The organism is Aeromonas sp. sif0611 (genome assembly GCF_019218845.1).
Classification (GTDB): domain Bacteria; phylum Pseudomonadota; class Gammaproteobacteria; order Enterobacterales; family Aeromonadaceae; genus Aeromonas; species Aeromonas media.
Window position 1 is genome coordinate 99,948 of record NZ_JAHUWU010000010.1, and the last position, 24,568, is coordinate 124,515.

General features: G+C 62.4%; 23 protein-coding genes and 1 riboswitch. Of the genes, 13 read left to right on the top strand and 10 right to left on the bottom strand.

Going from position 1 to position 24,568, the window contains the following annotated elements:
• Nucleotides 1-46 precede the first annotated feature (46 nt).
• On the top strand, nt 47-751 hold the full coding sequence (locus tag KW824_RS18635) for a 3-deoxy-D-manno-octulosonic acid kinase (protein WP_218410711.1): 705 nt from the start codon (nt 47-49) through the stop codon (nt 749-751).
• A gap of 131 nt (nt 752-882) precedes the next feature.
• Entirely contained in the window at nt 883-1,746 is an 864-nt protein-coding gene (locus KW824_RS18640; protein WP_218410684.1) for a sensor domain-containing diguanylate cyclase, read from the top strand.
• A 75-nt stretch (nt 1,747-1,821) separates the two neighbouring features.
• On the opposite strand, the gene KW824_RS18645 is transcribed toward KW824_RS18640, so the two are convergent.
• On the bottom strand, nt 1,822-2,679 hold the full coding sequence (locus KW824_RS18645; protein WP_182787106.1) for a DMT family transporter: 858 nt from the start codon (nt 2,677-2,679) through the stop codon (nt 1,822-1,824).
• Nucleotides 2,680-2,721: 42 nt separating this feature from the next.
• Here KW824_RS18645 and KW824_RS18650 point away from each other — a divergent pair, with 42 nt between their 5' ends.
• Entirely contained in the window at nt 2,722-3,198 is a 477-nt protein-coding gene (locus KW824_RS18650; RefSeq protein WP_218410686.1) for a DUF6314 family protein, read from the top strand.
• A 105-nt stretch (nt 3,199-3,303) separates the two neighbouring features.
• Here the strand turns inward: KW824_RS18650 and KW824_RS18655 are convergent, their stop codons facing one another.
• Nucleotides 3,304-3,465: a hypothetical protein gene (locus tag KW824_RS18655; protein WP_005326376.1), complete on the bottom strand. Its 162-nt coding sequence runs from the start codon at nt 3,463-3,465 to the stop codon at nt 3,304-3,306.
• Nucleotides 3,450-4,349, bottom strand: a complete 900-nt coding sequence (locus KW824_RS18660; protein ID WP_171272920.1) for a DMT family transporter — start codon at nt 4,347-4,349, stop codon at nt 3,450-3,452. The genes KW824_RS18655 and KW824_RS18660 overlap by 16 nt, the downstream gene beginning before the upstream one ends.
• A gap of 90 nt (nt 4,350-4,439) precedes the next feature.
• Between KW824_RS18660 and KW824_RS18665 the strand changes: the two genes are divergently transcribed.
• Nucleotides 4,440-5,399 (top strand): LysR family transcriptional regulator, encoded by a 960-nt coding sequence (locus KW824_RS18665; RefSeq protein WP_218410688.1) that lies wholly within the window; start codon nt 4,440-4,442, stop codon nt 5,397-5,399.
• Here the strand turns inward: KW824_RS18665 and trpS are convergent.
• Nucleotides 5,378-6,391: a tryptophan--tRNA ligase gene (trpS, locus tag KW824_RS18670; protein ID WP_218410690.1), complete on the bottom strand. Its 1,014-nt coding sequence runs from the start codon at nt 6,389-6,391 to the stop codon at nt 5,378-5,380. The genes KW824_RS18665 and trpS overlap by 22 nt on opposite strands.
• Nucleotides 6,392-6,583: 192 nt before the next feature.
• Nucleotides 6,584-7,018, bottom strand: coding sequence for a universal stress protein (locus KW824_RS18675; protein WP_005326399.1), 435 nt, complete (start codon nt 7,016-7,018; stop codon nt 6,584-6,586).
• Between the two features lie 441 nt (nt 7,019-7,459).
• On the opposite strand from KW824_RS18675, the gene fabV reads away from it, so the two are divergent.
• Nucleotides 7,460-8,647, top strand: a complete 1,188-nt coding sequence (fabV, locus tag KW824_RS18680; protein WP_218410692.1) for an enoyl-ACP reductase FabV — start codon at nt 7,460-7,462, stop codon at nt 8,645-8,647.
• A gap of 143 nt (nt 8,648-8,790) precedes the next feature.
• Here the strand turns inward: fabV and KW824_RS18685 are convergent, their stop codons facing one another.
• Complete coding sequence (locus tag KW824_RS18685; RefSeq protein ID WP_218410712.1) at nt 8,791-10,566, bottom strand: diguanylate cyclase domain-containing protein; 1,776 nt, start codon at nt 10,564-10,566, stop codon at nt 8,791-8,793.
• A 209-nt stretch (nt 10,567-10,775) separates the two neighbouring features.
• Here KW824_RS18685 and ftnA point away from each other — a divergent pair, with 209 nt between their 5' ends.
• Both ftnA and KW824_RS18695 read left to right on the top strand, forming a co-directional pair.
• Nucleotides 10,776-11,300, top strand: a complete 525-nt coding sequence (gene ftnA, locus KW824_RS18690) for a non-heme ferritin (protein WP_025325223.1) — start codon at nt 10,776-10,778, stop codon at nt 11,298-11,300.
• A gap of 153 nt (nt 11,301-11,453) precedes the next feature.
• On the top strand, nt 11,454-12,638 hold the full coding sequence (locus tag KW824_RS18695; protein ID WP_218410694.1) for an NAD(P)/FAD-dependent oxidoreductase: 1,185 nt from the start codon (nt 11,454-11,456) through the stop codon (nt 12,636-12,638).
• A gap of 81 nt (nt 12,639-12,719) precedes the next feature.
• On the opposite strand, the gene KW824_RS18700 is transcribed toward KW824_RS18695, so the two are convergent.
• Complete coding sequence (locus tag KW824_RS18700; protein ID WP_218410696.1) at nt 12,720-13,940, bottom strand: MFS transporter; 1,221 nt, start codon at nt 13,938-13,940, stop codon at nt 12,720-12,722.
• A 222-nt stretch (nt 13,941-14,162) separates the two neighbouring features.
• Here KW824_RS18700 and leuE point away from each other — a divergent pair, with 222 nt between their 5' ends.
• The 4 genes from leuE to KW824_RS18720 all read left to right on the top strand — a co-directional run bounded on the left by leuE (nt 14,163) and on the right by KW824_RS18720 (nt 18,850).
• Complete coding sequence (gene leuE, locus KW824_RS18705; RefSeq protein WP_218410698.1) at nt 14,163-14,801, top strand: leucine efflux protein LeuE; 639 nt, start codon at nt 14,163-14,165, stop codon at nt 14,799-14,801.
• A 208-nt stretch (nt 14,802-15,009) separates the two neighbouring features.
• The gene (locus tag KW824_RS18710) at nt 15,010-16,683 is read left to right on the top strand and encodes a sensor histidine kinase (protein ID WP_218410700.1); all 1,674 of its coding nucleotides are present in this window, start codon (nt 15,010-15,012) and stop codon (nt 16,681-16,683) included.
• Between the two features lie 129 nt (nt 16,684-16,812).
• The gene (locus tag KW824_RS18715; RefSeq protein WP_161506714.1) at nt 16,813-17,544 is read left to right on the top strand and encodes a LytTR family DNA-binding domain-containing protein; all 732 of its coding nucleotides are present in this window, start codon (nt 16,813-16,815) and stop codon (nt 17,542-17,544) included.
• Nucleotides 17,545-17,653: 109 nt separating this feature from the next.
• On the top strand, nt 17,654-18,850 hold the full coding sequence (locus tag KW824_RS18720) for an MFS transporter (protein ID WP_218410702.1): 1,197 nt from the start codon (nt 17,654-17,656) through the stop codon (nt 18,848-18,850).
• Between the two features lie 71 nt (nt 18,851-18,921).
• Here the strand turns inward: KW824_RS18720 and KW824_RS18725 are convergent, their stop codons facing one another.
• Together KW824_RS18725 and purE are read right to left on the bottom strand one after the other, a co-directional pair.
• Nucleotides 18,922-20,046, bottom strand: coding sequence for a 5-(carboxyamino)imidazole ribonucleotide synthase (locus KW824_RS18725; RefSeq protein ID WP_218410704.1), 1,125 nt, complete (start codon nt 20,044-20,046; stop codon nt 18,922-18,924).
• A complete protein-coding gene (gene purE / locus KW824_RS18730) occupies nt 20,043-20,552 on the bottom strand; it encodes a 5-(carboxyamino)imidazole ribonucleotide mutase (protein ID WP_025325239.1) in 510 nt (169 codons plus the stop codon). Before purE ends, KW824_RS18725 begins: the two co-directional genes overlap by 4 nt.
• Before the next feature lie 209 nt (nt 20,553-20,761).
• Nucleotides 20,762-20,940: riboswitch (cobalamin riboswitch) on the top strand.
• A gap of 51 nt (nt 20,941-20,991) precedes the next feature.
• Between purE and KW824_RS18735 the strand changes: the two genes are divergently transcribed.
• Complete coding sequence (locus KW824_RS18735; RefSeq protein WP_218410706.1) at nt 20,992-22,827, top strand: TonB-dependent receptor domain-containing protein; 1,836 nt, start codon at nt 20,992-20,994, stop codon at nt 22,825-22,827.
• Nucleotides 22,828-22,942: 115 nt separating this feature from the next.
• Nucleotides 22,943-23,731: a glutamate racemase gene (gene murI / locus KW824_RS18740; RefSeq protein WP_042650634.1), complete on the top strand. Its 789-nt coding sequence runs from the start codon at nt 22,943-22,945 to the stop codon at nt 23,729-23,731.
• A 4-nt stretch (nt 23,732-23,735) separates the two neighbouring features.
• Here the strand turns inward: murI and KW824_RS18745 are convergent, their stop codons facing one another.
• Nucleotides 23,736-24,227, bottom strand: coding sequence for an RNA-binding protein (locus KW824_RS18745; RefSeq protein ID WP_005326417.1), 492 nt, complete (start codon nt 24,225-24,227; stop codon nt 23,736-23,738).
• Nucleotides 24,228-24,568 lie beyond the last annotated feature (341 nt).

Here is a 24,568-nt window from a genome sequence, read left to right on the forward strand (position 1 = left end):
CCATGACGGGATGCATTGCGCCCCACTATCGACCGGAATACTCATGATGCTGACACAGACCGCCCACAACCAGATCTGCTGGTATGCCGAAGGCGCCTTCCGCGACCCTTCCCCCGCGTTGTTCGATCCGGCCTGGTGGCAGACCCATCGGCAGGTGGTGGGCTCCGCCATCGGCCGCGGAGTGACCTGGTTCGTCAAGGATGAGTCGCGCCACCTGGTGCTGCGCCACTATTATCGCGGTGGCATGGTGGGCAAGCTGGTACGGGATCGCTTCTGGTTCGAAGGGGTGGAATCGAGCCGCGCCATGGCCGAATATCGTCTGCTGGCCCAGCTGAGCGAACAGGGGCTGCCGGTGCCACGGCCATTCGCGGCCCGTATGGTCAAGCAGGGGCCCTTCTATCGCGCCGACATCCTGATCGAGCGCATTCGCGGTGCCAAGGATCTGGTGGCCCTGCTCAAGCAGGGGCCGCTCACTGACGAGGTGTGGCACAAGGTGGGTCAGACGGTGCGTCGGCTGCACGAGGCCGGGGTCTATCATGCGGATCTCAACAGTCACAACCTGCTGCTCGACAAGGAGGGCAAGGTGTGGGTGATCGATTTTGACAAGGGGGCTATCCGCTCCCCCGGCAGCTGGCAGCAGGCCAATCTGGAACGGTTGCAGCGCTCCTTCAGCAAGGAGTCCCAACTGCACACCAGCTTCCATTTCGTGCCGGAGAACTGGCAAGAGCTGATGAAAGGCTATCAGGGCTGAGGGCGTGGCGGGTGCGGATAAAGGGGCATCTGGGAAAAGCGGGTTGACGCTGTTGCTCGGCGCAATCGCCAATGTTACTTATTGAGTGCTGCTGAATGGGCAGATAGTCAGATCCGGTGTCGAGGCGCGTGATGGAAAGGTATGAGACTCCCGGGGTTGAGGTCATTACCCCGCTTGAGGTGACGCTGATGGCAGCAGCCATGGCGATGCTGGAGGCCGGGATCTGGACCTGGTCGGCCGAACAGGGCCTGAGGCGCGATCCCTCCTGCCTGCAACTGCTGGGGCTGGCGGGGAACGAGCTGGATGACCTCGGCTGGCTGGATAGGGTACACCCGGATGACGGGCCTCGTCTGGGGGAGGCCATCGATGCCTGTCGGGAGGGGCGCAGCAGCGGGTTGCGGCTCGAGTACCGCATCCTGCACCATCAGGGCCACTACATCCGGCTGGAAGAGCGGGTGCGCCGCGACGAACTGGGCCAGCTGCTGGGGGTGGTGCGCCATCTGGACGCGGCCATGCCCCAGCTGGACGATCGCCACGACACCGACCCCCTCACCGGACTCGAGAGCCGCAGCCACTTCGAGTCGCTGCTGGACGAGCGACTGGCCAGCGAGAGCGGCAGCTTCTGCCTGCTGCAGTTCACCGTGGATCACCGCAGCAAGATATTGCAGCTGTTTGGCGAGGCCGCCTGTGACGCTATGCTGGCCAAGCTGGCCCGCATTGTGCGCCGCGAATTGCGGCGGGAAGATCCCTTCGCCCGCTGGGATGAGGACGGTTTCATCCTGATGCTGTCCCAGACCGATCGGCTGAGCGGTCTCGAGATTGCCGAACGGTTACGTCTCGAGATCGCCGATGCCAGCCTGTTGCCCGAGCGGCCGGTGACCGTCAGCATAGGCCTGGTGCAGAGCCAGAACGCCGAGCAGCTCGATCACCTGCTGGCCCGGCTGGCCTCATGCCACGGCCAGGCCAGACGGGAACGCAACACTGTGGTTGGCTGATTTTTAGTCAGCGCTCACTCACCCGCTGACGCCTGTGGGTCAAAGGAGGCCTGTACCCGCAGGCCTGGTGGTTCGTCAGTCCGCGCTATGCGCCGGCTGACGCTGGCAGATCCAGAGGGAGGCCAGCATCAGCAGGGCACCGACGCTGAGCCTGAACAGATCCGTATCCTTGCCCCAGAGCACCAGATTGACCAGCAGACCGGCGGGGATCAGGGCGTTGTTCATGATGGCCAGCACGCCGCTGCTCACCAGGGTGGCCCCCTTGTTCCACAGGAAGTAGCCGAGCCCGGAAGCGCCAATCCCCAGCCACAACAGAATGCCCCACTGCAATCCACTCGTCGGGTATTGTGGTTGGCCCAGCAGCCACCAGGCGGGCAGGGCGATCACCAGGGCCCCCAGATAGAAACAGCCGAACACCGCCAGCTGGGGCGGTTGCTGCGCCTCTCGCGCCAGCAGCACCTTGTAGCCCACCTGGCCCAGGGCGAAGCAGAGGTTGGCTCCCTGCACCACCAGGAATCCCATCACATAGCTCTCGGTCAGGCCGTCGAAGCGGATGACGGCCGCCCCCAGCACCGCCAGCAGCGCCCCCCACAGGTAGGTCGGCTTGAAGCGCCCTTCCAGCAGATCGTGGATCAGGGTGACGTAGATGGGGGTGAAGATGGTGAACACCAGCACTTCCGGCACCGTCAGCAGCAGGAAGGAGTGGTAATAGAACAGATACATGATGCCGAGCTGGATGGCGCCGAGTGCCATCAGCTTGACCACCAGATCGGGGCGCAGCCAGCGGCGGCGCAGGAAGGGCAGGAACACCAGGCTGGCGAGGGCGATGCGGGTCAGCACCGAGAAGTAGGCGTCCACCTGGCCGGCGAGGTAGACCCCGATCAGGCTGAAGGAGAAGGACCAGAGCAGGGTAACCCCTATCAAGTAGTTCATGTGATTGAATTGTCGTCAGTTGTCAATTTGGAGGGCGCTATGATGGCCGAGTTGGAAAGCGCGATCCAGCGTTTATGGGAACAGTTGCCACGGATCGGCACTTTTGCCTTCGAGGCGAGCAACGGAGCGGGCTCTGCGACCGACTGGAACGGCCGTGGCGAGGGAGAGGTGCGGGTGACCGATCATCAAGGTGGCTGGCTGTTTACGGAGCAGGGGCGCTACACCACGCCCCATGGCCGGGTGCTCGCCATGCACAACAGCTTCTGGTGGCAGCGCGGCGAGTGGGGGATCAGCCTCTCCCACCTTCGCCACCAGGCGCCGGTGCTGCTGTTCGAGCTGCTGCCCCAGGGGGACGGGCGCTGGCTCACCGCCGAGGCGCACCTGTGCGGCCAGGATCACTACAGCGCCGAGCTGACCGAAACCGGCGAGGGCTTCCTGCTCGCCTGGCAGATCACGGGGCCGCGCAAGAACGAGCGGCTCAGCTACCGCTATTGCTCGGAGGGCGGGAAACCGGCATAAAAAAACCGGCGCAGAGCGCCGGTAGCGGGGACAAATCGGAGGTTTTTTTAAAAACGGTCCCAAAAACAGGAGAGACACACTCTCGTCACACATTAGAGATGGCATTCAGGCATTCAGGGCATAGCTCAGCATGGCCTGCAGCTTGCTGTCGAAGAACCAGGGCAGGGTCAGCATCAGCAGGCCGAGCAGTCCGGCCAGTCGGTGGCGATACTGCCAGCCAGCTATCAGCACCAGACCGCCGCACAGGGTGGTCAGGATGCCTGACATAGGCTGGCCTCCCGACGAGTACGGCGCTGCTGGGCCCACTGGTTCAGAGCGACCGATCCCAGGATCAGCGCCAGTGCCACGGCCGTGGTGGAATGCACCTGTTCGCCGAGGAACAAGGCGCCCAGCATGACGCCGAACAGCGGCACCAGGTAGTTGCTGAAGGAGGCGAACGTCGGGCCCGCCTTCTGGATCAGCGCCATGTAGAGGAAGTAGACCAGACCGGTACAGAACACCCCGAGCACGGTCACGGCGCCGATGGCCTGCTGGCTTGGCAGGGTGAGCGCGCTCAGATCGGTGACGAAGGGCGCGGCCAGCAGCAGCTGGATGGCTGACGAGATCAGGATGTTGCGGGCCACCACCACGGGGTGGTCCTTGGCGAAGCGCTTGATCATCAGCAGGCCGATGGCGAAGCAGCTGGCGCCAAACAGTATGGCCATGGCACCGAGCAGACCGGCGTTCATGCCGTTGGCCAGTTTCGGCCAGAACAGCACCAGCACGCCGACGAAGCCGATGGCCACCGAGAGCAGACCGCCCTTGGTGATTCTTTCACCAGAAATAAACAGGGGCGCAGCCAGAATGGTCACAAAGGGGATACAACCCATGACCACGGCGGCGATGGCGCTGTCCACATACTGCTGACCCCAGGCCACCATGATGAAGGGGATGGTGGCATCGAGCAGGGCGATCAACATATAGGTGCGCCAGGGGGTGTGCTCGCTCTTGAGGCGCATGAACAGGCAGAGCAGACCCAGGGTCAGGCTGCCGCACAGGGCGCGACCGGCCGCCACCATGATGGGGGGCAGTTCGGTGACGGCTTGATGCATGAAAATGAACTGGGAGCCCCACAACAGGCCAATCGCCAGCAACAACAGATAGCTACGCATTTTAATCTCCGTGTAATTCGCCTGCGCATTCTATGCAATCTGCTACTATGCCAAAAATGAATTGTCGTCATTCAACTATGGCCAATATCGATGGAAATCCCCCTTTCCCGCCTCGACCTCAACCTGCTCAATGTGTTCGACATGCTGATGCAGGAGCGCAACGTCACCCGTGCCGCCGAGCGGCTGCACCTCTCCCAGTCCACCGTCAGCCATGCGCTGGGGCGGTTGCGTACGGCGCTGGATGACCCCCTGTTTGTCATGAGCCGGCGCGAGATGATGCCGACCGAGCGAGCCAAGGCGCTGGCCGGACCGGTGCGCCAGGCGCTGGCCATGCTGGAGCAGGGCTTGCGCCAGGCCAAGGGATTCGATCCCGCCAGCGCCCAGCGGGTGTTTCGCATCGCCACCCCGGGCTCGGTGGAGCACGGCCTGGTGCCGACCCTGGTGGAGCGCATGGTGCAGCAGGCGCCCCATTGCAGGCTGGAGGTGTGCGAGCTGGCGGACAGCGACTACGAGCGGGAGCTGGAGAAGGGGGAGCTGGATCTGGTGATCGGTTTTGCGGGCGCCAACCATCTCTCCCCTCGCTTGTGGCGCGAGGAGTGGTTCAGCAATCCCCTGGTCTGCCTGTCACCGCTCGGCAGCGAGCTGCCCGATGAGCTGGGGCCGGACGAGCTGGTGAGCCGCCCCCACATCCACACCTCCAGCTGGGGGCACAGCCAGGCCATGGTGGATCTCTGGCTGGCCCGCTTCGGGGTCGAGCGCGAATTGGGTGTCCGATTACCGAGCTTTATGGCGGTGCCGCAGCTGATGGCGACCGGCCGCTATCTGGTGGTGGTGCCCGAGATGATCGGGCGCCACTTCTGCCGCTACTACCCGTTGCGGCTGCATCAGTTGGAGCCCGCCATTCCCATCGTCTATCTGATGGCGGGCCACCCGCTCAGCGCCCACGACGAGGCGATCGGCTGGTTCAAGGGGCTGCTGCACCGGCTCGCCTTCGAGCGCTACGGTGCAGACGCGCTGGGGGCGCCGACTCAGCGCAACCCGGCGAAGTAGTCCAGCCCCATCGCCCCCTTCACCTCAGCCAGCACCTCGTCGGTGAGGGCGCGGGCCTGCAAGGTGCCCTGCTGCAACAGGCGCAGCAGCTGCTCCTTGTCGGCGATGGCCGCCTGGCGCCGCTCCCGCATGGGGGCGAGCAGGGTCTGCAGGCAGTCGTTCAGCACCTGCTTGCAGCGCATGTCGCCGAGCCCGCCGCGCTGGTAGTGGGCCTTCATCTCGGCTACCAGCGCCTTGTCCGGGTGGAAGGCATCCAGATAGGCGAACACAGTATTCCCTTCGACCTGGCCCGGATCGCTCACCCTGAGGTGGTTGGGGTCGGTATACATGGCAAACACCGCCTGCTTGATCTCTTCCGCCGACATGCCGAGCTCTATGGTGTTGCCGAGGGACTTGGACATCTTGGCCTTGCCGTCGATGCCGGGCAGGCGGCCGGTGTCGCTCAGGATGGGCTGACATTCAGTCAGCACCTCTTTTCCTACCAGGGCGTTGAAGCGGCGCACAATCTCGTTGGTCTGCTCCAGCATGGGCAGCTGATCCTCGCCGACCGGCACATGGGTGGCGCGAAAGGCGGTGATGTCGGCGGCCTGGCTGACGGGATAGACCAGAAAACCGGCCGGCAGGCTGCGCTCGAACCCTTTCTGCTGGATCTCGGCCTTCACCGTAGGGTTGCGCTCCAGCCGGGCGACGCTGACCAGGTTGAGGTAATAGGTGGTGAGCTCGGCGAGGGCGGGCAGGGCGCTCTGCAGGCAGAAGGTGGTCTTGGCCGGATCCAGGCCGGCGGCCAGGTAGTCGGCCATCACCTCCAGCACGTGATCTGTCACCTTGGCCGGGTTGTGGCCGTTGTCGGTCAGCGCCTGCAGGTCGGCGATCATCACGAACTGGCGGTAATGGTGCTGGGCCTCGACGCGCTGGCGCAGAGATCCGACGTAGTGGCCTATGTGCAGTTTGCCGGTGGGGCGATCGCCGGTCAGGATAACGGGGTCTTGCATGTCACTCTCTCCGATTGGGGTGGGCCGGGAGGCGACAAAGGGATGAAAACAATGACCGCCTCTCGGCGGTCACGGTGTTTTCTTCTGGGAATTTCACATAGAAAAGCGGTGCCGCCTGTTTATAAGCAGCACCACCAGTTGTTGCGATTGAAAGCTGTGATGTTCATGGATAAACAAGCTACGCCTGTTTAATCACTTCTGCAAGGGCACCACCAGCAGATCGCAGGGCACGGTATTCATCAGCTGGCGGGCGCTGGAGGTGAGCAGGCTCCAGAAACTCTGGCGATGGCCGCACACCAGCAGATCTATCTGGTAATCCTTGACCGCCTGGTTGACTCGCTCGCTCAGATCGCCGCAGATCACCAGCTTCTTCTCGATGGGGTAGTCCACCGAGGCCAGGAAGGTCTCGAGCTTCTCTTTCGCTTCGGCGATCACCTGATCCTGCACGTTGTCGATGTCGATATCGATCATCTCGGTGTAGAGATCCTTGAGGTCCACGTCCACATGGATCACCGACAGCTTGGCGCCATTGGAACGGGCCCGGTCGACCGCCTTGTCGATCACCTTGCGGTTGTCTTCCGACAGGTCGATCGCGGCCAGTATGTGCTTGTAATAGGTTCCACTCATGGGAGTTCTCCTCACTGATCCTGGATTCACTATACCAATGTCCGCTGAAACTAAAACGGCGATGTCACCACAGTTTCGGGATTTGCATGGAAAACCCGTACGCCCTGGTTGCCATCTTGGGGACCGGGTTGCACATATTTTGAACAGGAGTTTGAAGCCGATCACAACCGGTCTATTGCCCCGATCCAGGGAGAAGAATAGGATGTGCCCGTGCTTCGCAATGAACACAACACAACAAAAAGCATCTGAATAACGCTTTGGGGAGCCTTGTGCTCCCTCTTGTTTTTATGCCCCCTTTTCTTGCCCATATGCCGCCCGACATCAAGGTAATCACCGGCTTCTTGGTTATGCTCTAGCCAATTCCCGTGGAGACGCTGGCGATGATCGATGTGCTAGCGGCCGCCGCTCCTCGTATTCCATCGATTCCTTGGAGATTCATTCATGATCATTCATCCCCAGATCCAGGGCTGCGTCGCCCGCAACTGCCACCCCATCGGTTGCCGTGCCGCCGTGCAGCAGCAGATCGCCAGCGTCAAGGCGGCGGGCTCCTTCAACGGGCCCAGGCGGGTGCTGGTGCTGGGTGCCTCCTCCGGCTTCGGGCTGGCGTCGCGCATCGCGCTGACATTCGGCGCCGGCGCAGATACTCTGGGCATCTCGTTCGAACGCGGGCCCTCCGACAAGGGGCTCGGCAGCGCGGGCTGGTACAACAACATCTGGTTTCGACAGGCGGCGGAGCAGGAGGGGCGCATTGCCATCAACCTGATCGGCGATGCCTTCTCGGACGCCATGCGTCAGCAGGCCATCGACGCCATCCGTCAGCAGCTGGGGCAGGTGGATCTGGTGATCTACTCCCTGGCCAGCGGCATCCGGGTGCTGCCGGATGGCCGGCAGGTACGCTCGGTGCTCAAGACCACGGGCCAGCCCTTCAGCGGCTGGGGGCTGGATCTGGAACAGGACGCCCTGGTGCAGCAATCCCTGGCGCCTGCCACTCCGGAGGAGATCCGCGACACCGTCACAGTGATGGGGGGTGAAGACTGGCAGCTCTGGCTGCAGGCGTTGCAGCAGGCCGATTGTCTGGCCCCAGGGGTGCAGACAGTCGCCTACTCCTACATTGGCCCGGAATCCACTTATCCCCTTTATAGAGACGGCACCATCGGCTACGCCAAGGAGCACCTGCACGCCACCGCAGAGACCATCAACCTGCAACTAGCCGAGCTCGGCGGCCACGCCTGGGTGTCGGTCTGCAAGGCGTTGGTGACCAAGGCGAGCGCCTATATTCCTGTGCTGCCTGTCTACCTCGGCCTGCTGATGGGGGTGATGAAGGAGCGGGGCGTGCACGAGGGCTGCATCGAGCAGATGCAGCGGCTGTTTGCCACCAAGATGTACGGTCCGCAAGGGGTGGTGGCCGACGGCAACCGGCTGATCCGGATGGATGACCATGAGCTCGACCCGGCCATTCAGGCCGCCGTCTCGGCGCTCTGGCCCAAGGTGACGCCGGACAACTTCCATGCCCTGGGGGACTTCGCCGGGCTGCGCCAGGACTTCATGCAGCTCAACGGCTTCGAGCTGCCGGGCGTCGACTATGGGGCGCCGGTAGATGTCGCCTCCATGACCGAGCTGTTGCCCTGAGTCCGTTACCTGCCTCAGGCAACATGGCAGGTGAGTTCGGCGGGTTGGTTGGGGCCTGGCGCCAGCATGGTCTGGTTGCGCCCCTGGCATCTGTTGTCTGATGCACGATCATCAAGCAGTCACGATGGCTTCCCGACCCGGCCTCAGGCGACGTTGCTGACGGGCTGGTTGGAGGTCGGTGCCAGTATGGTCTGGTTGCGTCCCTGACGCTTGGCCTGGTACATGGCCATGTCGGCCCTGTGGATCAGCTGGCTGAGGCTGTCGTCGTCCGGTGATCGCTCTGCCACCCCAATGCTGATGGTCATGTGAGGGGCGGCCAGGTAGGCGATCCGGTTTCTCAACTGCTCGGCCAGCCGCCAGCAGGTGATGCCATCCTGCGCCATGGCCACCAGAAACTCCTCTCCTCCCCAGCGCCCGACCTGTTGCAGATCCGGCGCCCAGTTCTTCAGTTCCCAAGCCAGTTGCCGGATGGCCTGATCGCCGGTCTGGTGGCCGTGGCGGTCGTTGATCTGCTTGAAATGGTCGATGTCGATGATGAGCAGGGTCAGCGGCGCATCCAGCTGCCACTGCTGTTCCAGCCGCTCCAGCAGGGCGCGCCGATTCGGCAGCCCGGTCAGCTGATCGAAGGTGGCGAGCTTGTAGAGGTGGCGCGAGCTGCGGTGCAGCCTGTGGGTGGTGAGTCCGAGCAGGATCAGGGCGCCGATCAGCAGGACGACCAGCATCATCTGGTAGTAACGGGCGCTCTGTTGATACAGCAGTTGCTGGCGCTTGTTCTCGTTCTCCTGCTGCAAGGCGAGGTTGCTGGCCTCGCTGCGGGCCAGGTCCATCTCGACCTGGAAGGCGGCGGCATGCTGGCTCAGGGTCTGGTTGAAGTGCTGTTTGTAGTGCTGCATGTAGCGGGTCATGACCCCGTAGGCCTCGGAGTAGCGCCCCAGATCGGCCAGCAGTCTGGCCTGCATCGCCTTGCCCTCTATGCTGACCGGGCCTGGCTGGGTCGTCAGCAGTTGCAAGGCCAGCTGGGTCTCCCCCCGTCCCTGCAGCGTTCTGGCTCGGATCTCGGTCAGCCGGGAGGCCGCCTGAGGGTAACCCAGCCCCTCATAAATGGCCTGCGCCTCTTCCAGACTCTGCCAGGCCGAGTGCCAGTCTCGCTGTGCATTGAACACCATGGCCTGATAGCCGAGCACGATGGCACGATAGTGCGGTGACAGCCCCGGGGTGGCCAGCAGGGCATCGAGCAGCTCGCGCGCCCGATCGGGGCGTGCCATGTCGATGTAGAGCCGCGCCATGTTGGCACGGATGATGACCTGGCTGTTGGGCTCGTTCAGTCGCACCATCTGCCCGAGGGCATCCTGATAGTAGCTCTCGGCCTCCCGGTGGAGGCTGAGATCGGCATAGAGGTTGCCAAGGGTCATCAGCAGGCGGGCACGCTGCAGGGTGGCGAGGGCGCTTCTTGGCCCTTTCTGCTTGAGCTGGAAGGCGGTCTTGAGCTCGGCGATCGCCTCCTTCAGCTGCTGGGTACGGTAGAGTGCGAGGCCATTGAGGGCATGCCATTCGGACTCCTGCTGGGCATAGCCCAGGACGGCCGGCCTGAGCTGGGTCAGCAGGTGGAGGGCCTGCTCGGGGGCCTCGGTATCCAGGGTCAGGGCAATCTGCTGCAATCTGAAGTCGAGCAGGCGCCGGAGCTCCTGCTGGGCACTGGCCAGCCCGCGGGCGCGGGCGTTGTCCAGCAGGGCCTGCTGGTAACGGCCCAGCGCGGCCTGGGCCAGGGCTCTGGCGTAGAACAGCTCCATGTTTTGCTGCGGGCTGGCGTCGAGGCGTTGCAAGTAGCCGACGGGATCCTGCGCCGCCTGCAATTCTGCCTCTTCCAGCAAGGAGGGAGTGGCCTGCAACTGGGTTATCCAGAGCAGCGCCAGTGCCATAATGAATCTCATTGAATCCTTTCCCCGACCACTGGCGCCATCATAATGGCTGACGCTACCTACACCATGTTTCTTTGCTTCTCTATAACCGTATGGGTGACAGGATGAGATGCGTCCGGGTCACAACTGCGAGTGCTGGCCGTCGTATCTGGTTGCGTCAGACTGCAACAGTGGCGACAATCGTGACCAAATCACAGTGGAGAATCATCATGTTGGCCAAAGCCATGATCGAGAAGTTGAACGAGCAGATTAATCTTGAATTCTATTCCTCCAATCTCTACCTGCAGATGAGCGCCTGGTGCGAGGACAAGGGCTTCGAAGGGGCTGCCACCTTCCTGCGCAAGCACGCCGCCGAGGAGCGCCAGCACATGGAGCGCCTGTTCACCTACGTGAGCGAGACCGGTGGCATGCCGCTGCTGGGGGCCATAGATGCGCCTCCCCACGAGTTCAACTCGCTGGGAGACATCTTCCGCACCACCCTGGAGCACGAGTACCACATCACCAAGTGCATCAACGGCCTGGCCCATGTGGCATTCACCACCCAGGACTACTCCACCTTCAACTTCCTGCAGTGGTACGTGGCCGAGCAGCACGAAGAGGAGAAGCTGTTCAAGAGCATCGTCGATCGCCTGTCACTGGTGGGGGAGGATGGCAAGGGTCTCTACTTCATCGACAAGGAGCTGGCGGAGCTGGCCAAGGGCGCCCCTGCCAGCATCATGGACGGCAACGCCTGATAGTCGTGGACACTTAGTGTTCAGCCAGTACAATACGGCCCCCTCGTGGGCCGTTTTCGATTGATGCAGCCATGAAACCGCCGCTGTGGTTTCTGCCGGATGCGATGACGGTCCCTTGGCAGGGGCCGTTTTTCTTTTGATGGGTGAGTGACGATGAAGCAGGTGGATGTGGTGGTGATCGGGGCCGGGGCGGCCGGCTTGATGTGTGCGGCCCAGGCCGGTTATCGGGGGCGATCCGTGCTGCTGCTGGACAACGCCAAGAAACCGGGGCGCAAGATCCTCATCAGCGGCGGCGGTCGCTGCAACTTTACCAACCATCAGGCCGGTCCCCACGCCTTCCTCTCGGGCAACCCGCACTTCTGCAAGTCGGCGCTGGCGCGCTACACCCAGCAGGACTTCATCGAGCTGGTGGACAGGCATGGCCTGAACTACCACGAGAAGACCCTGGGCCAGCTCTTTTGCGACGAAAGCGCCAAGGATATCGTCGACATCCTGCTCACCGAGTGTGACTGGGCCGGGGTGACCCTGCAGTGCCAGACCGAGATCCTCTCCGTCAGCAAGACGGACGACGGCTTCCTGCTCGACACCAGCAAGGGCGAGATCGCCTGCTCGTCGCTGGTGGTCGCCACCGGCGGCCTCTCCATGCCGAAACTCGGCGCCACCCCTTACGGCTTCAAGCTAGCGGAGCAGTTCGGCCTCACTGTGCTGTCCACCCGTGCCGGTCTGGTGCCCTTCACCCTGCATCAGGAACAGAAAGAGGCCTTCGCCGATCTCGCCGGGGTCAGCCTGCCGGTGGCGGTGACCGCCGAGGATGGCACCCGCTTCAAGGAGGCCATGCTGTTCACCCACCGCGGCCTCTCCGGCCCCGCCATCCTGCAGATCTCCTCCTTCTGGCTGGCGGGGGAGAAGATCCACATCAACCTGCTGCCCGAGCTGGATATACCGGCGGCCCTCAAGGCCTGGGCCCAGGCCCATCCGGCCCAGGAGCTGAAAACCGTGCTGGGACGCGAGCTGCCCAAGCGCTTCGTCGACAAGCTGGTGGAGCTGGGGCAGCTCCACAGCAAGCCCATGCGTCAGTACAACGAGCGGGAGCTGGAGGCGGTGGCCACCCTGCTGGGGGACTGGCAGATACTGCCGAACGGCACCGAAGGCTATCGCACCGCCGAGGTGACCCTGGGGGGGGTGGATACCAACGAGCTCTCCTCCAAGACCATGGAGGCGCGCAAGGTGCCCGGTCTCTACTTCGTCGGCGAGGTGGTGGACGTGACCGGCTGGCTTGGTGGCTACAACTTCCAATGGGCCTGGTCTTCCGGCTGGGTAGCTGGCCAGTACTGCTGACCTACCCTTGCCTTCATCAACTTCAGACGCGGCCTGCTCAGGCCGCGTTTTTTATGGGTTGTATCCCTCGCGGGGTGGCCGCTAGCCCTTGCGGATCGTCGGCAAGAAGGCGGTCAGCAAGCCGATGAGCGGCAGGTAGGCGCAGAGCTGGTACACGGTCTCTATGTTGGTCGCATCGGCCAGCTGACCCAGCAGGGCGGCGCCTATGCCCCCCATGCCGAAGGCGAAGCCGAAGAAGAGGCCGGAGATGGTGCCGACCTTGCCGGGCACCAGCTCCTGGGCGTAGACCAGGATGGCGGAGAAGGCCGACGCCAGGACGAGGCCGATGATCACCGAGAGCACCGAAGTCCAGAACAGGTCGACGTGGGGCAGCAGAAGGGTGAAGGGGGCGACGCCCAGGATGGAGATCCAGATCACCCGTTTGCGGCCGATGCGGTCACCGACCGGCCCGCCGAGCACGGTGCCCGCCGCGACGGCAAACAGGAACGCAAACAGATGGAACTGGGCGCTATCCAGCGACAGATTGAACTTGTCCAACAGATAGAAGGTGTAATAGCTGCTCAGGCTGGTCATGTAGAAGAACTTGGAGAACATCAACAGACCGAGGATGGCCAGAGACCAGCCGATCTGGCGGCGGCTCAGGCCACTGCCGGCATGGGCCTTCATCCGTTTGTGGAAGTTGGCCCCGTGATGGCTGGACCAGCGCCCGACCAGGCAGAGCACCATGACGCCCACCAGGGCGAACAGCGAGAACCAGGCCGCGCTGCCTTGTCCCTGCGGCACTATGATGAGCGCGGCGAGCAGCGGGCCTATGGCAGAGCCGAGGTTGCCGCCGATCTGGAACAGGGATTGGGCCAGACCTGGCTGGTTGCCAGCCGCCATGCGGGCGACCCGGGAGGATTCCGGGTGGAAGACGGACGAACCCATGCCGATCAGCATGGCCGACAGCAGCACGGCGCCAAAGCTGCCCGCCTGTGACAGGGAGAGCAAGCCGAGCAGGGTGAAGCCCATGCCGAGGGGCAGCGAATACGGCATAGGTCTGCGGTCGGTGTAGAGGCCGATCAGCGGCTGCAACAACGAGCCCGTGAACTGGTAGGTAAGGGTGATGAGCCCTATCTGGGTGAACGACAGATCGAGCCCCAGCTTCAGCAACGGATAGATGGCCAGCAGCACCGACTGCATCATGTCGTTCAACAGGTGCGAGAAGCTGATGGCGGCAATCACCGGATACGCGGTGGTGTTCAGGGGGTCGGCCGAGGGTGTCGCGGCGATCGGCGTGTCGGTAATCAAGGTCTTGTCCATGGGTGAGGTATCTGCGGTTTCATACTCCCTCTACCATGCCCTATCCCGGTACATCTGGACATAACCAAAGTGGGCGAACGCCAGGGTTGCTCGCGATCGGTGTGCAAGGCGTTCATCCTGAAGGTGTGTGGATGGCAGGTCAGATCTTGTGCTTGGCGCGCGGCGGATTAGTATAGAAAGCCTGCCGCCGCTATCCGGCCCATCGCCCGCCATGGAGGGAACATGTTCGAAAGCCTGGGAGTCATCAACGTCTGGACCTATCTGGTGGGACTCTTCTTCATCATCATTGCGCCGGGGCCCAACTCCATTTATGTGCTGCGTACCGCCACCGTACGGGGCATTGGACCGGGCTATCGCGCCGCCCTCGGCGTCTTTGTCGGCGATGCCATTCTGATCTTCTGCGCCTACCTGGGGATTGCCTCCCTCATTCGTACCACCCCCCTGCTGTTTACCTTGGTGCGTTACCTCGGCGCCATCTACCTGCTCTATCTGGGGGTGAAGATCCTCCATGCCAACTTCATTGCCCGGCGCGAAGGACAGGAGTCTGCGGTGGAGCTGGGGGAGCGCTATTTCTCCAAGGCCCTCACCTTGAGCCTCACCAACCCCAAGGCGATCCTCTTTTACGTCTCCTTCTTCGTGCAGTTCATCGACTTCAGCTATGCCCACACCTGGGTCTCCTACCTGGTGCTGGCGGGCATGCTGGAAGCCATGAGCTTCGTCTATCTCACCCTGCTGATCTTCGGCGGCACTCTGGTTGCCCGCTTCTTTCGCCGTAAACAGGGGCTTGCCCGGTTGGGCAATGGCCTGATCGGCCTGTTTTTCATGGGCTTCGCCGCCAGGCTGGCGACCCTGTCGTCCTGATGCCGTCCTTGCCTTCTCCATCGGGCTGAATATGGCAGCCCGATGCCTCTCTGGTACCTGCCTGCGGTACACTGGGGCCCGATGAGAGGGCCCCTCTCTTTTCAACCCAGCCGTTGTGGTCTAATGCCCCTGATTTGATCGGGGTCAGCCGTCCATGGCCAGATTCCTTCTATAGTGCGCCCCTCGTGGCCATAGGCCGGAGGGCCCCATGCTCGAAAATCAGATGATGTTGTTGGCGGTGTTTGAGCGGGCTGCGCTGATGCTGATGACGCTCTTCCTCCTGACTCGCACCCGGCCGTTCCAGCGGCTGTTTCAGAAGCGGGATCACACCCCGGCCGAGCTGGTGCTGGTGGCGGCCATCTTCGGCCTGTTCGCGGTGTTCAGCACCTACACCGGCATTCCGGTGGAGGGGGCGCTGATCAACGTGCGGATCATCGCCATCATCTCGGGCGGCATCCTGTTCGGCCCCTGGGTCGGCATCCCGGCCGGGGTCATCTCGGGGCTGCACCGCTACCTCATCGACATGGATGGTCACACCTCGATCCCTTGTCTCATCGCCAGCATCATCGCCGGTCTGCTCGCCACCTGGCTGCACCTGAGATGTCGCAAGTCGCGGCTCTGGCTCTACGGCATTCTGGCAGGCATGGCCTGTGAGGGACTGACCATGCTGCTGATCTGGCTGCTGACCGAGCCCCATGCTGTGGGGGTGGAGATCGTCAGCCACATCGCCTATCCCATGATCGCCGGGACCCTCTGCATCGGCCTCATCATCAAGCTGGTGCAGGATCTGGATGACGAGAAGGAGCTGATTGCCGCCAAGCAGGCCAAGCTGGCGTTGGATATCGCCAACAAGACGCTGCCCTTCTTCCAGAAGGTTGATCGCCACTCCCTCGGTCAGGTGTGCGGCGTGATCAGGAGCGAGATCCATGCCGATGCGGTGGCCATCACGGATACCCGTGACGTGCTGGCCTACGTGGGGGTAGGCAAGGATTACTACGAGCTGGACGAGCACCACGCCATTAGCGGCATGACCCAGCAGGCGGTGCTGCTCGACCAGATCATCATCAACAACGATCTGCGCCAGTATCACCTCTCCGATTTCCACTCGGTCATCATTATTCCGCTGCGGGAAAACGGCTCGGTGAGCGGCACCCTCAAGATCTACTACCGCCGCACCCACAGCATCACCAGCTCGCTGCGGGAGATGGCGGTGGGCCTCTCCCAGCTCATCTCCACCCAGATGGAGGTGTCGCGCATCGAGCAACTCAAAGAGATGACCCGCAAGGCGGAGTTCACCGCGCTGCAGAGCAAGATCAACCCGCACTTCCTGTTCAATGCCCTCAACGCCATCTCGTCGCTGATCCGCATCCGGCCCCAGCAGGCGCGCCAGCTCATCGCCAATCTGGCGGACTACCTGCGCTACAACCTCAACAAGGGGGATGAGCTCATCGATATTCAGGAGGAGCTGCAGCAGGTGCGTGACTACGTGGCCATCGAGCAGGCACGCTTCGGCGACAAGCTGGAGGTGGTGTTCGAGGTGGACGACGTACACATTCAGGTGCCGAGCCTGTTGTTGCAGCCCCTGGTGGAAAACGCCATCCTGCACGGCATCCAGCCCCGCAGCGCCCCGGGCCGGGTCACCATAGAGGTGAAACAGCTGGCGGGCGGTATCCGGGTGGCGGTGCGGGACACGGGTTACGGCATCAGCCAGGCGGTGATCGACGGGGTGGCCGCCGGCCGGGTGGAGAGCCGCAGCATAGGCCTGATGAACGTGCATCAGCGGGTCAAGCTGCTGTACGGCGACGGCCTGCACCTCAAGCGGCTGGAGCCGGGAACCGAAGTCTGTTTCTATCTGCCGGATCAGGAGGCGATGCCATGTTGAGGGCCATCATGGTTGAAGATAAGGGTGTGCTGCGAGAGGTGTTGTCATGCTGAAAGCCATTATTGTCGAAGATGAGTGTTTGATGCGGGAGGAGCTGACCTCTCCTGCGCTCCCTCAGGGGGCAATGCCATGCTGAAAGCCATCATAGTGGAAGACGAATATCTGGCTCGGGAGGAGCTGATCTATCTGGTGAACCAGCACAGCCAGATCGAGATAGTGGCGAGCTTCGAGGACGGGCTGGAGGCATTCAAATACCTGCAGGATCACGAGGTGGACGTGGTGTTCCTGGATATCCAGATCCCCTCTATCGATGGCCTGCTGCTGGCCAAGAACCTGCACAAGTCGAGCCATCCGCCCCACATCGTGTTCGTCACCGCCTACAAGGAGTTCGCGGTGGAGGCGTTCGAGCTGGAGGCGTTCGACTATATCCTCAAGCCCTACAACGAGCCGCGCATCATCAATCTGCTGCAAAAGCTCGAACATGCAGGCAAGTCGCAGGTGGGGCAGGGGAGCGAACAGGGGGCAGCGCACAATCGCACCGTCAATCTGGTGAAGGGGGAGCGCATCATCGTCACCCCCTGCGAGCAGATTTACTATGCAGAAGCGGACGAGAAGCTCACCTATGTCTACACCCGCACCGATCGTTATGTGATGACCATGGCCCTCAGCGAGTTTGTCAGCCGGTTGCCGGCGGAGGGTTTCTTCCGTTGCCACCGCTCCTACTGCGTCAACATCAACAAGATCCGCGAGATAGTGCCCTGGTTCAACAGCACCTATCTCATCCGGCTCCATGACCTGCCGTTCGAGGTGCCGGTCAGCCGCAGCAACATCAAGGCGTTCCGTCAGCTGATGCGGCTCTGATTGTCATTCATGCCCGCCGATCTGCATTTCATGCCTTAATCGATCGGCGCGAGCTGCGTCTTGCCTATAGTGGCCTCAGTTTCCTTATGGCCATTCCCCGAGACGCATCATGACTAAAGAGATGAATCGCACCCGGTATCTGACCCTGATCGGTACCATCATCACCCAGTTTGCGCTGGGTTCCGTCTACACCTGGAGCCTGTTCAACGCCCAGCTCTCCGACAAGCTGGACGAGCCGGTCAGCCAGGTCGCCTTCGCCTTCGGTCTGCTCAGCCTCTCCCTAGCGGTGGCCTCTTCCCTGGCGGGCAAGCTGCAGGAGCGGTTCGGGGTGCGCAATGTCACCCTGGGGGCCGGCGTGCTGCTCGGCATCGGCTTCTTCCTTACCGCCCACGCCAGCAACCTGGCCATGCTCTACCTCTGCGCCGGCATACTGGTGGGCTTCGCCGACGGGACCGGCTACCTGATGACCCTCTCCAACTGCGTGAAGTGGTTTCCGGAGCGCAAGGGGCTGATCTCCGCCTGCTCCATCGGTGCCTATGGCCTCGGCAGCCTGGGCTTCAAGTACATCAACCTGCTGCTGCTCTCCAGCTCTGGCCTTGAGACCACCTTCCAGCTGTGGGGGTTGATTGCGATGTCCATGGTGCTGGTGGGCGGCATGCTGATGAAGGATGCGCCCAAGCAGGCGGCCTCTTTGCAACAGAGCGAGAGCCGTGACTTCACCCTGGCCGAGGCGATGCGCAAGCCGCAGTACTGGATGCTGGCGCTGATGTTCCTCACCGCCTGCATGAGCGGCCTCTACGTTATCGGCGTGGCCAAGGATATCGGCGAAAACATGGTGGGTCTGCCGGCAGTGGTGGCCGCCAACGCCGTCGCCATCATCGCCATGGCCAACCTCGGTGGCCGTCTGGTGCTGGGTATCCTCTCCGACAAGATGTCCCGCATCCGGGTCATCACCATCGCCCAGCTGATTACCCTGGCGGGTATGGTTCTGCTGCTGTTCGTGCCGCTCAATGCCAACCTGTTCTTCGTGGCGGTGGCCTGTGTGGCCTTCAGCTTCGGCGGCACCATCACCGTCTACCCCTCCCTGGTGAGCGACTTCTTCGGGCTCAACAACCTGACCAAGAACTACGGCGTCATCTATCTGGGCTTTGGCCTGGGCAGCATCATAGGCTCCATCGTGGCTTCCCTGTTTGGCGGCTTCATGGCGACCTTCAACCTCATTCTGGTGTTGCTGGTGGTGGCCCTGGTGCTCTCTCTCACCATACGGCTGCCGGCCCCCGTTGCGGTGGCGGCGGATCGGGGCTGACCTGGTCCCCACTGCGGTAAAAAAGAAGACCCGGGCCTTGGCCCGGGTCTTTTCGTTGGTACCAGCGACGCTTAGCGCGGCGGCAGTCCCAACAGGGTGCGCAGCTGGCTGGCGGTGGCCTCGACCGTCGGCCAGTTGCGGCCGGTGACGGTGACATGGCCCATCTTGCGTCCGGGGCGGGCGTCGCCCTTGCCATAGAGGTGCAGGTGCACGCCGGGCAGGGCCAGGGCGCCGGCCCAGTCCGGCGTACCGTCTTGCCACAGATCACCGAGCAGGTTGAGCAGGATGGCGGGTTGAACCTCAGCCTGTGCCGGCAGGGGCAGATCGCACAGGGCGCGCACCTGCAGCTCGAACTGGCTGCAGCCGGCGTTGTCGATGCTGGGGTGGCCCGAGTTGTGAGGGCGGGGCGCCATCTCGTTGACCAGCAGCGCGCCGCCGACCAGGAAGAACTCCACCGTCAGCACCCCCACATAGTCGAGGGCGGCGATGATGTGCTCGGCGATACGCTGGGCCTCTGCCTCCAGGGCCGGGACATTGGCCGGGGAGCGGGTCTGATCCAGGATGCCACCGCTGTGCCAGTTCTGCACCAGGGGCAGGGCGCTGATGGCACCGCTCGGGCTGCGGGCCAGGGTGAGGGCAAACTCCCCTTCCAGCGGCAGGCGTTTCTCCAGCACGCAGGGCACGCCGCTGGCGGCCAGGGCCGCTGGCAATTCGCCCGCATTGTGGATAGTCCACTGTCCTTTGCCGTCGTAGCCTTCGCGGGCCGTCTTGAGAATGGCGGGGAAGAGGTCGCTGGGCAGGGCCGGCAGCGGCTCACCCGGCAACAGGGTCAGGTTCGGGGCGACCGGCACCCCGGCGCGGGTCAGGAAGGCTTTCTCTTCCCGGCGATCCTGACAGACACGCACGGCGCTGGCCGCAGGGCGTACCGGCAGGTGCTGTTCCAGCAGGGCCAGGGAGGCTGCCGGTACGTTTTCGAACTCGCAGGTGACGGCATCACAGCGACGAGCCAGCTCGGCCAGCGCCTCGGCGTCGTCATAGGCCGCCACTATCTGGGCGTCGGCCGCAGCGCCGGCGATGCTGGCGGGATCCGGATCCAGCACTATCACCTGATAACCAAGGCGATGGGCCGACATCACGAAATAGCGGCCGAGCTGGCCGCCCCCTAGCATGCCGAGGGTAGCGGGGGGCAGTATCATGCCGGGTCCTCCAGTTGCAGGGCCAGCACCCGATCGCGCTCGTTGGCGCGGAAGCTGTCGAGCTGCTGGTGATAGCGAGGGGCGTCGCCATCCTGGGCAACCGACAGCAGGGAGACGGCAAACAGACCGGCGTTGGCGGCACCCGCCTCGCCGATGGCGAAGGTGGCGACCGGCACCCCTTTGGGCATCTGCACTATGGAGAGCAGGGAGTCCATCCCCTTGAGCTGACGGGTCGGGATGGGCACACCGAGCACAGGCACTGTGGTCTTGGCGGCCAGCATGCCCGGCAGGTGGGCGGCCCCGCCAGCCCCGGCGATGATGGCGCGCAGACCGCGTTCGCGGGCACTGGCGGCATATTCGAACAGCAGATCCGGGGTGCGATGGGCGGAGACGACGCGCGCTTCATAGGGCACGCCGTGCTCCTTGAGGATGCGGGCGGCCGCTTGCATCACGGGCCAATCGGAGTCAGAGCCCATTACCAGGCCGATCATTGGGGGGGTCGTCATTACGGCTTCCTCGGGGGTGTCAAACGTTTGCCGCATGTTACCAAAAAGCCGTGGGACCTGGCTCAACATTTCTTGCGTCTGACCCCTTCAGATTGCGCCCAACGGCGGCCATGACAGAGGTGCAGGGCGGTAATTGTGCCACTCGACACCCTCTTGTGGGAAAAATGATGACAGAAATCCAGATGGCTATACATCCAATCCTGCTCTGCCTATAATCCCCCCGCTTTGGCGCATCATGCTTAAAAGGGAATCCGGTGAGAATCCGGAGCTGGCGCGCAGCGGTAAGGGGGAACGAAGCGACATCAGGGCACTGCCGTCAGGTGGGAAGCCGTCGCCGTAGGCCATCAGCCCCCAAGCCCGAAGACCTGCCAAAGTTCGTATTTCGGGCCGAGAGAAACCGGCCACGAAGTAGATGCTTACGCGAACTTAAGGATCTCTCATGTCCAAGAAATTATTGGCGGCTGCCCTGTTGCCAACGGCGGCCTTTGCCCAGTCTTCCCTTCCTGCCAATGACACCATGGTGGTCACTGCCAACCGAGTGGAACAGCCCGTCAGTTCTGTGCTGGCCCCTGTGGTGGTGATCGATCGCGCCGAGATTGAATCCCGCCAGGTATCGAGCCTGACGGATCTGCTCAAGACCCTGCCAGGGGTACAGATCACCACCCTGGGTGGTCGGGGTCATATCAGCAGCCTCTTCATCCGCGGCACCAACTCCAACCACTCCCTGGTGCTGATGAATGGCCGCCCCATCGCCGCCATGGTGGCTGGCACGCCGGATCTCAGCCAGATCCCGCTTGGCAACATCGAGCGGGTCGAGTACATCCGCGGGCCGCGCGCCGCCGTCTACGGCTCGGATGCCATAGGTGGTGTCATCAACCTCATCACCAAGACCTCCGCCAAGAATGGCAGCGAGACCCACCTGAAGGGGGGCGCAGGCAGCCATGGATATGGTCAGGGCCAACTGCGCACCGTGCAGGCGCTTGGCCAACAGACCGACATGAACCTGCTGGTGGGCTATGAGCGGACCGATGGGTTCGACGTGGTGGCCGGTGCCCAGCAGCCGGATCGGGACGGTTTCGACAGCCTCAATGGCCAGGTCGGGATGAACCATGCCTTCAACGACGCCTGGAGTGCCGATTTCAACGCCCAGGGTTATGACAACCAGACCGAGATGGATGACGCCTATCAGTCGGCCGACCAGAGCCGGGTGAAGGCCTTCCAGTACGACGGTGGCCTCAAGTTCCAGAGCGCGACCCTGACCAGCCGGCTGGAAGCCAGCTACGGCGAGAACAAGCTGAAGAGCTGGCTGGAGAGCCAGGGGGAATCCAGTGCCCAGCCGATCCACACCGGCTTGACCCGCTTCTCCTGGATCAACAGCTGGAGCGGTATCGAGGGGCTCAACCTGACCGGTGGCGCCGATTGGCAGCAGGAGCAGATGAAATCCGATTCGCGCAGCTATGGTCAGGCCTTCAATGCCCCGGATCGTGACAACACAGGCCTGTTTGCGGTGGGCAGCTATCGCTGGCAGGCCCTGCTGTGGGAGCTGTCCGGCCGTACCGATGACAACGAGCAGTATGGCCGTCACAACACCTGGTCCGCCGCCAGCGGGCTGGACATCGACGATAACCACAATGTGCGCTTGAGCTACGGCACCGGCTTCAAGGCGCCGACCTTCCTCGATCTCTACTATCCCGGTTATGAGAACCCGGATCTGAAGCCGGAAGAGAGCAAGAACCTGGAGCTGGACTTCTCTGGCCGTTACACCGCCTGGGATTGGTCAGTGAACCTCTATCGCAACCAGATCCAGAACCTGATCTCCTGCCAGAGCGCCTTCTCCAGCTGCAAACCGGACAACACGGATGCCGAGATCCGCGGCGTGGAGGTGGCGCTGGGGCTGGAAACCGGTCCGCTCCATCATGACCTGAGCTTCGATTACACCAAGACCGAAGACAAGAACGATGGCGATCAGCCGCTGCTGCGACGCGCCAAGCAGAAGGCGAGCTGGCTGACGCAGGTACAGCTGGGCCAGGTGGATCTGTCGACCGAGCTGCTCTACGTGGGCAAGCGTGACGACAAGAACTTCAGCAGCTTCCCCGCAGAGCGGGTGGTGCTGAGCTCTTACACCCTGGTCAATCTGGGGGCCAGCTACGGGGTGACACCTGCGCTGACCCTGGGCGGTCGCATCGACAACCTGTTCGATCGTGACTATGTCCCGGCCTATGGCTATGTCTCACCAGGCACCGAGTTCAAGCTGACCGCCGACTACCGTCTCTGATTTGCTGCTCTGCTTATATAGAGAGGAAAAAGCGAGGCCCCGTCTTGTACGGGGCCTTTTCTATTGGCCGTTGGCGGGAGTATGATCGCCGCCTCGCATCCAAGGGGGAGCTCTGGTGGCCAATATTCTCGTGTTCGACTCCGGTATGGGCGGCTTGACCGTCTATGGGGAGATCCGTCGCACCCTGCCGGCACACAACTATTTCTACTGCTTCGACAACGCCCACTTCCCCTATGGCGAGCTGAGCGAACCAGAGCTGATTTCTGCCTGCACCGGCTTGGTCAGCCACATGGTGGCCGCACACGCCATCGATCTGGTGGTGATCGCCTGCAACACGGCCAGCACCATAGCTCTGCCATCTCTGCGAGCCACCCTGAGCATTCCTGTGGTGGGTGTGGTGCCCGCCATCAAGCCTGCCGCCGCCCTGACCCGTAATGACTGCATCGGTTTGTTGGCAACCCCGGGCACCGTCAGCCGCGAATATACCCATGAACTCATCACCCAGTTTGCGCCGGGCAAGCGGGTGTTGCTCAAGGGGGCTACCGAGCTAGTGATCGAGGCCGAGCGCAAGCTGGCGGGACAGCCGGTCAACATGGCTCTGCTGCGAGAGGTGCTGGCTGACTGGATAGAAGGGGAGGAGAGACCGGATACCCTGGTACTGGGTTGTACCCATTTCCCGCTGCTGGGGGATGAAATCCGGCAACTGATGCCGGAGTGCCAACTGGTGGATTCGGGCAATGCGGTGGCAAGGCGGGTGGCCCATCTACTGACCGCGCTTCCATCCACCCTCATCGGTGAAGGACAGGGCCATGCTTATTGCAGCCTGCTGGATGCCCGGGCCCAAAAACTGACAGCCCCCTTGCAAGCATGGGGGCTGTCATCACTCGAAGAGGTGCTGTACTGAGTCTTCAGGCGTCGACCTCGGCGCCGTCCCTCTCATCCCTGTCCCGCTTGTCGTTGGCCTCACGTACCTTGAGGGTGCGCTGCTGATACTCCTTGTCATTGAGCGCGGCTATGGCCTTGGCCGCATCGGCGACCGGCATCTCAACAAATCCGAAGCCCCTGCGCTTGCCAGTGGCCTTGTCTTTCATCAGACGGACGGAAATCACCAGACCCTGCTCGGCAAAGAGCTCGCGCACGGCAATCTCGTTGGCACGGTAGGGCAGGTTGCCTACATATAAGGTGCATGTTTCTTGGCTGGCATTCTGCTCGGCCGCAGCAGCAGGAGCCCGGTTAAGGAACAGCGGTACCACGAAACCGCCAATGGCCAGACCTACGGCAAAAATCACTTCGGCTTTCAGGGAAAACTGCAGGGCCTGGGCAACCAGATAACCGACCAGCGCCAACACCAGAGCGAGAACGGCCGCCTGCACATAAACGGGAAACTTGGATAAATTCATCTTTAAAGACCTTTTGTAAATGAAAGCAAAAAAGGTGCAACACTCTATTCACCTCCATGGTAACCAGCTTTACGACAGGACGCTACCATGGACCACTAGGGACACATTATCCGCTTCAGTATGGCATTCCTTAAGCAAGGAAGACCCGGTTAAATGCCAATAAAACAGAGCTGAAATCATTGGCTTGTGGATAACATTGTATATATACACTGGGTAAGCTGTTTCTAACTGGATAATTTGAAGTTTCCGTGACTTTCTTCAAAAAATCCCTTGTCATCGTGATCTGGCTCCCTATAATGCGCCCCTACCAGCACGGCGGAACACGCCGGACTGATGAGTCA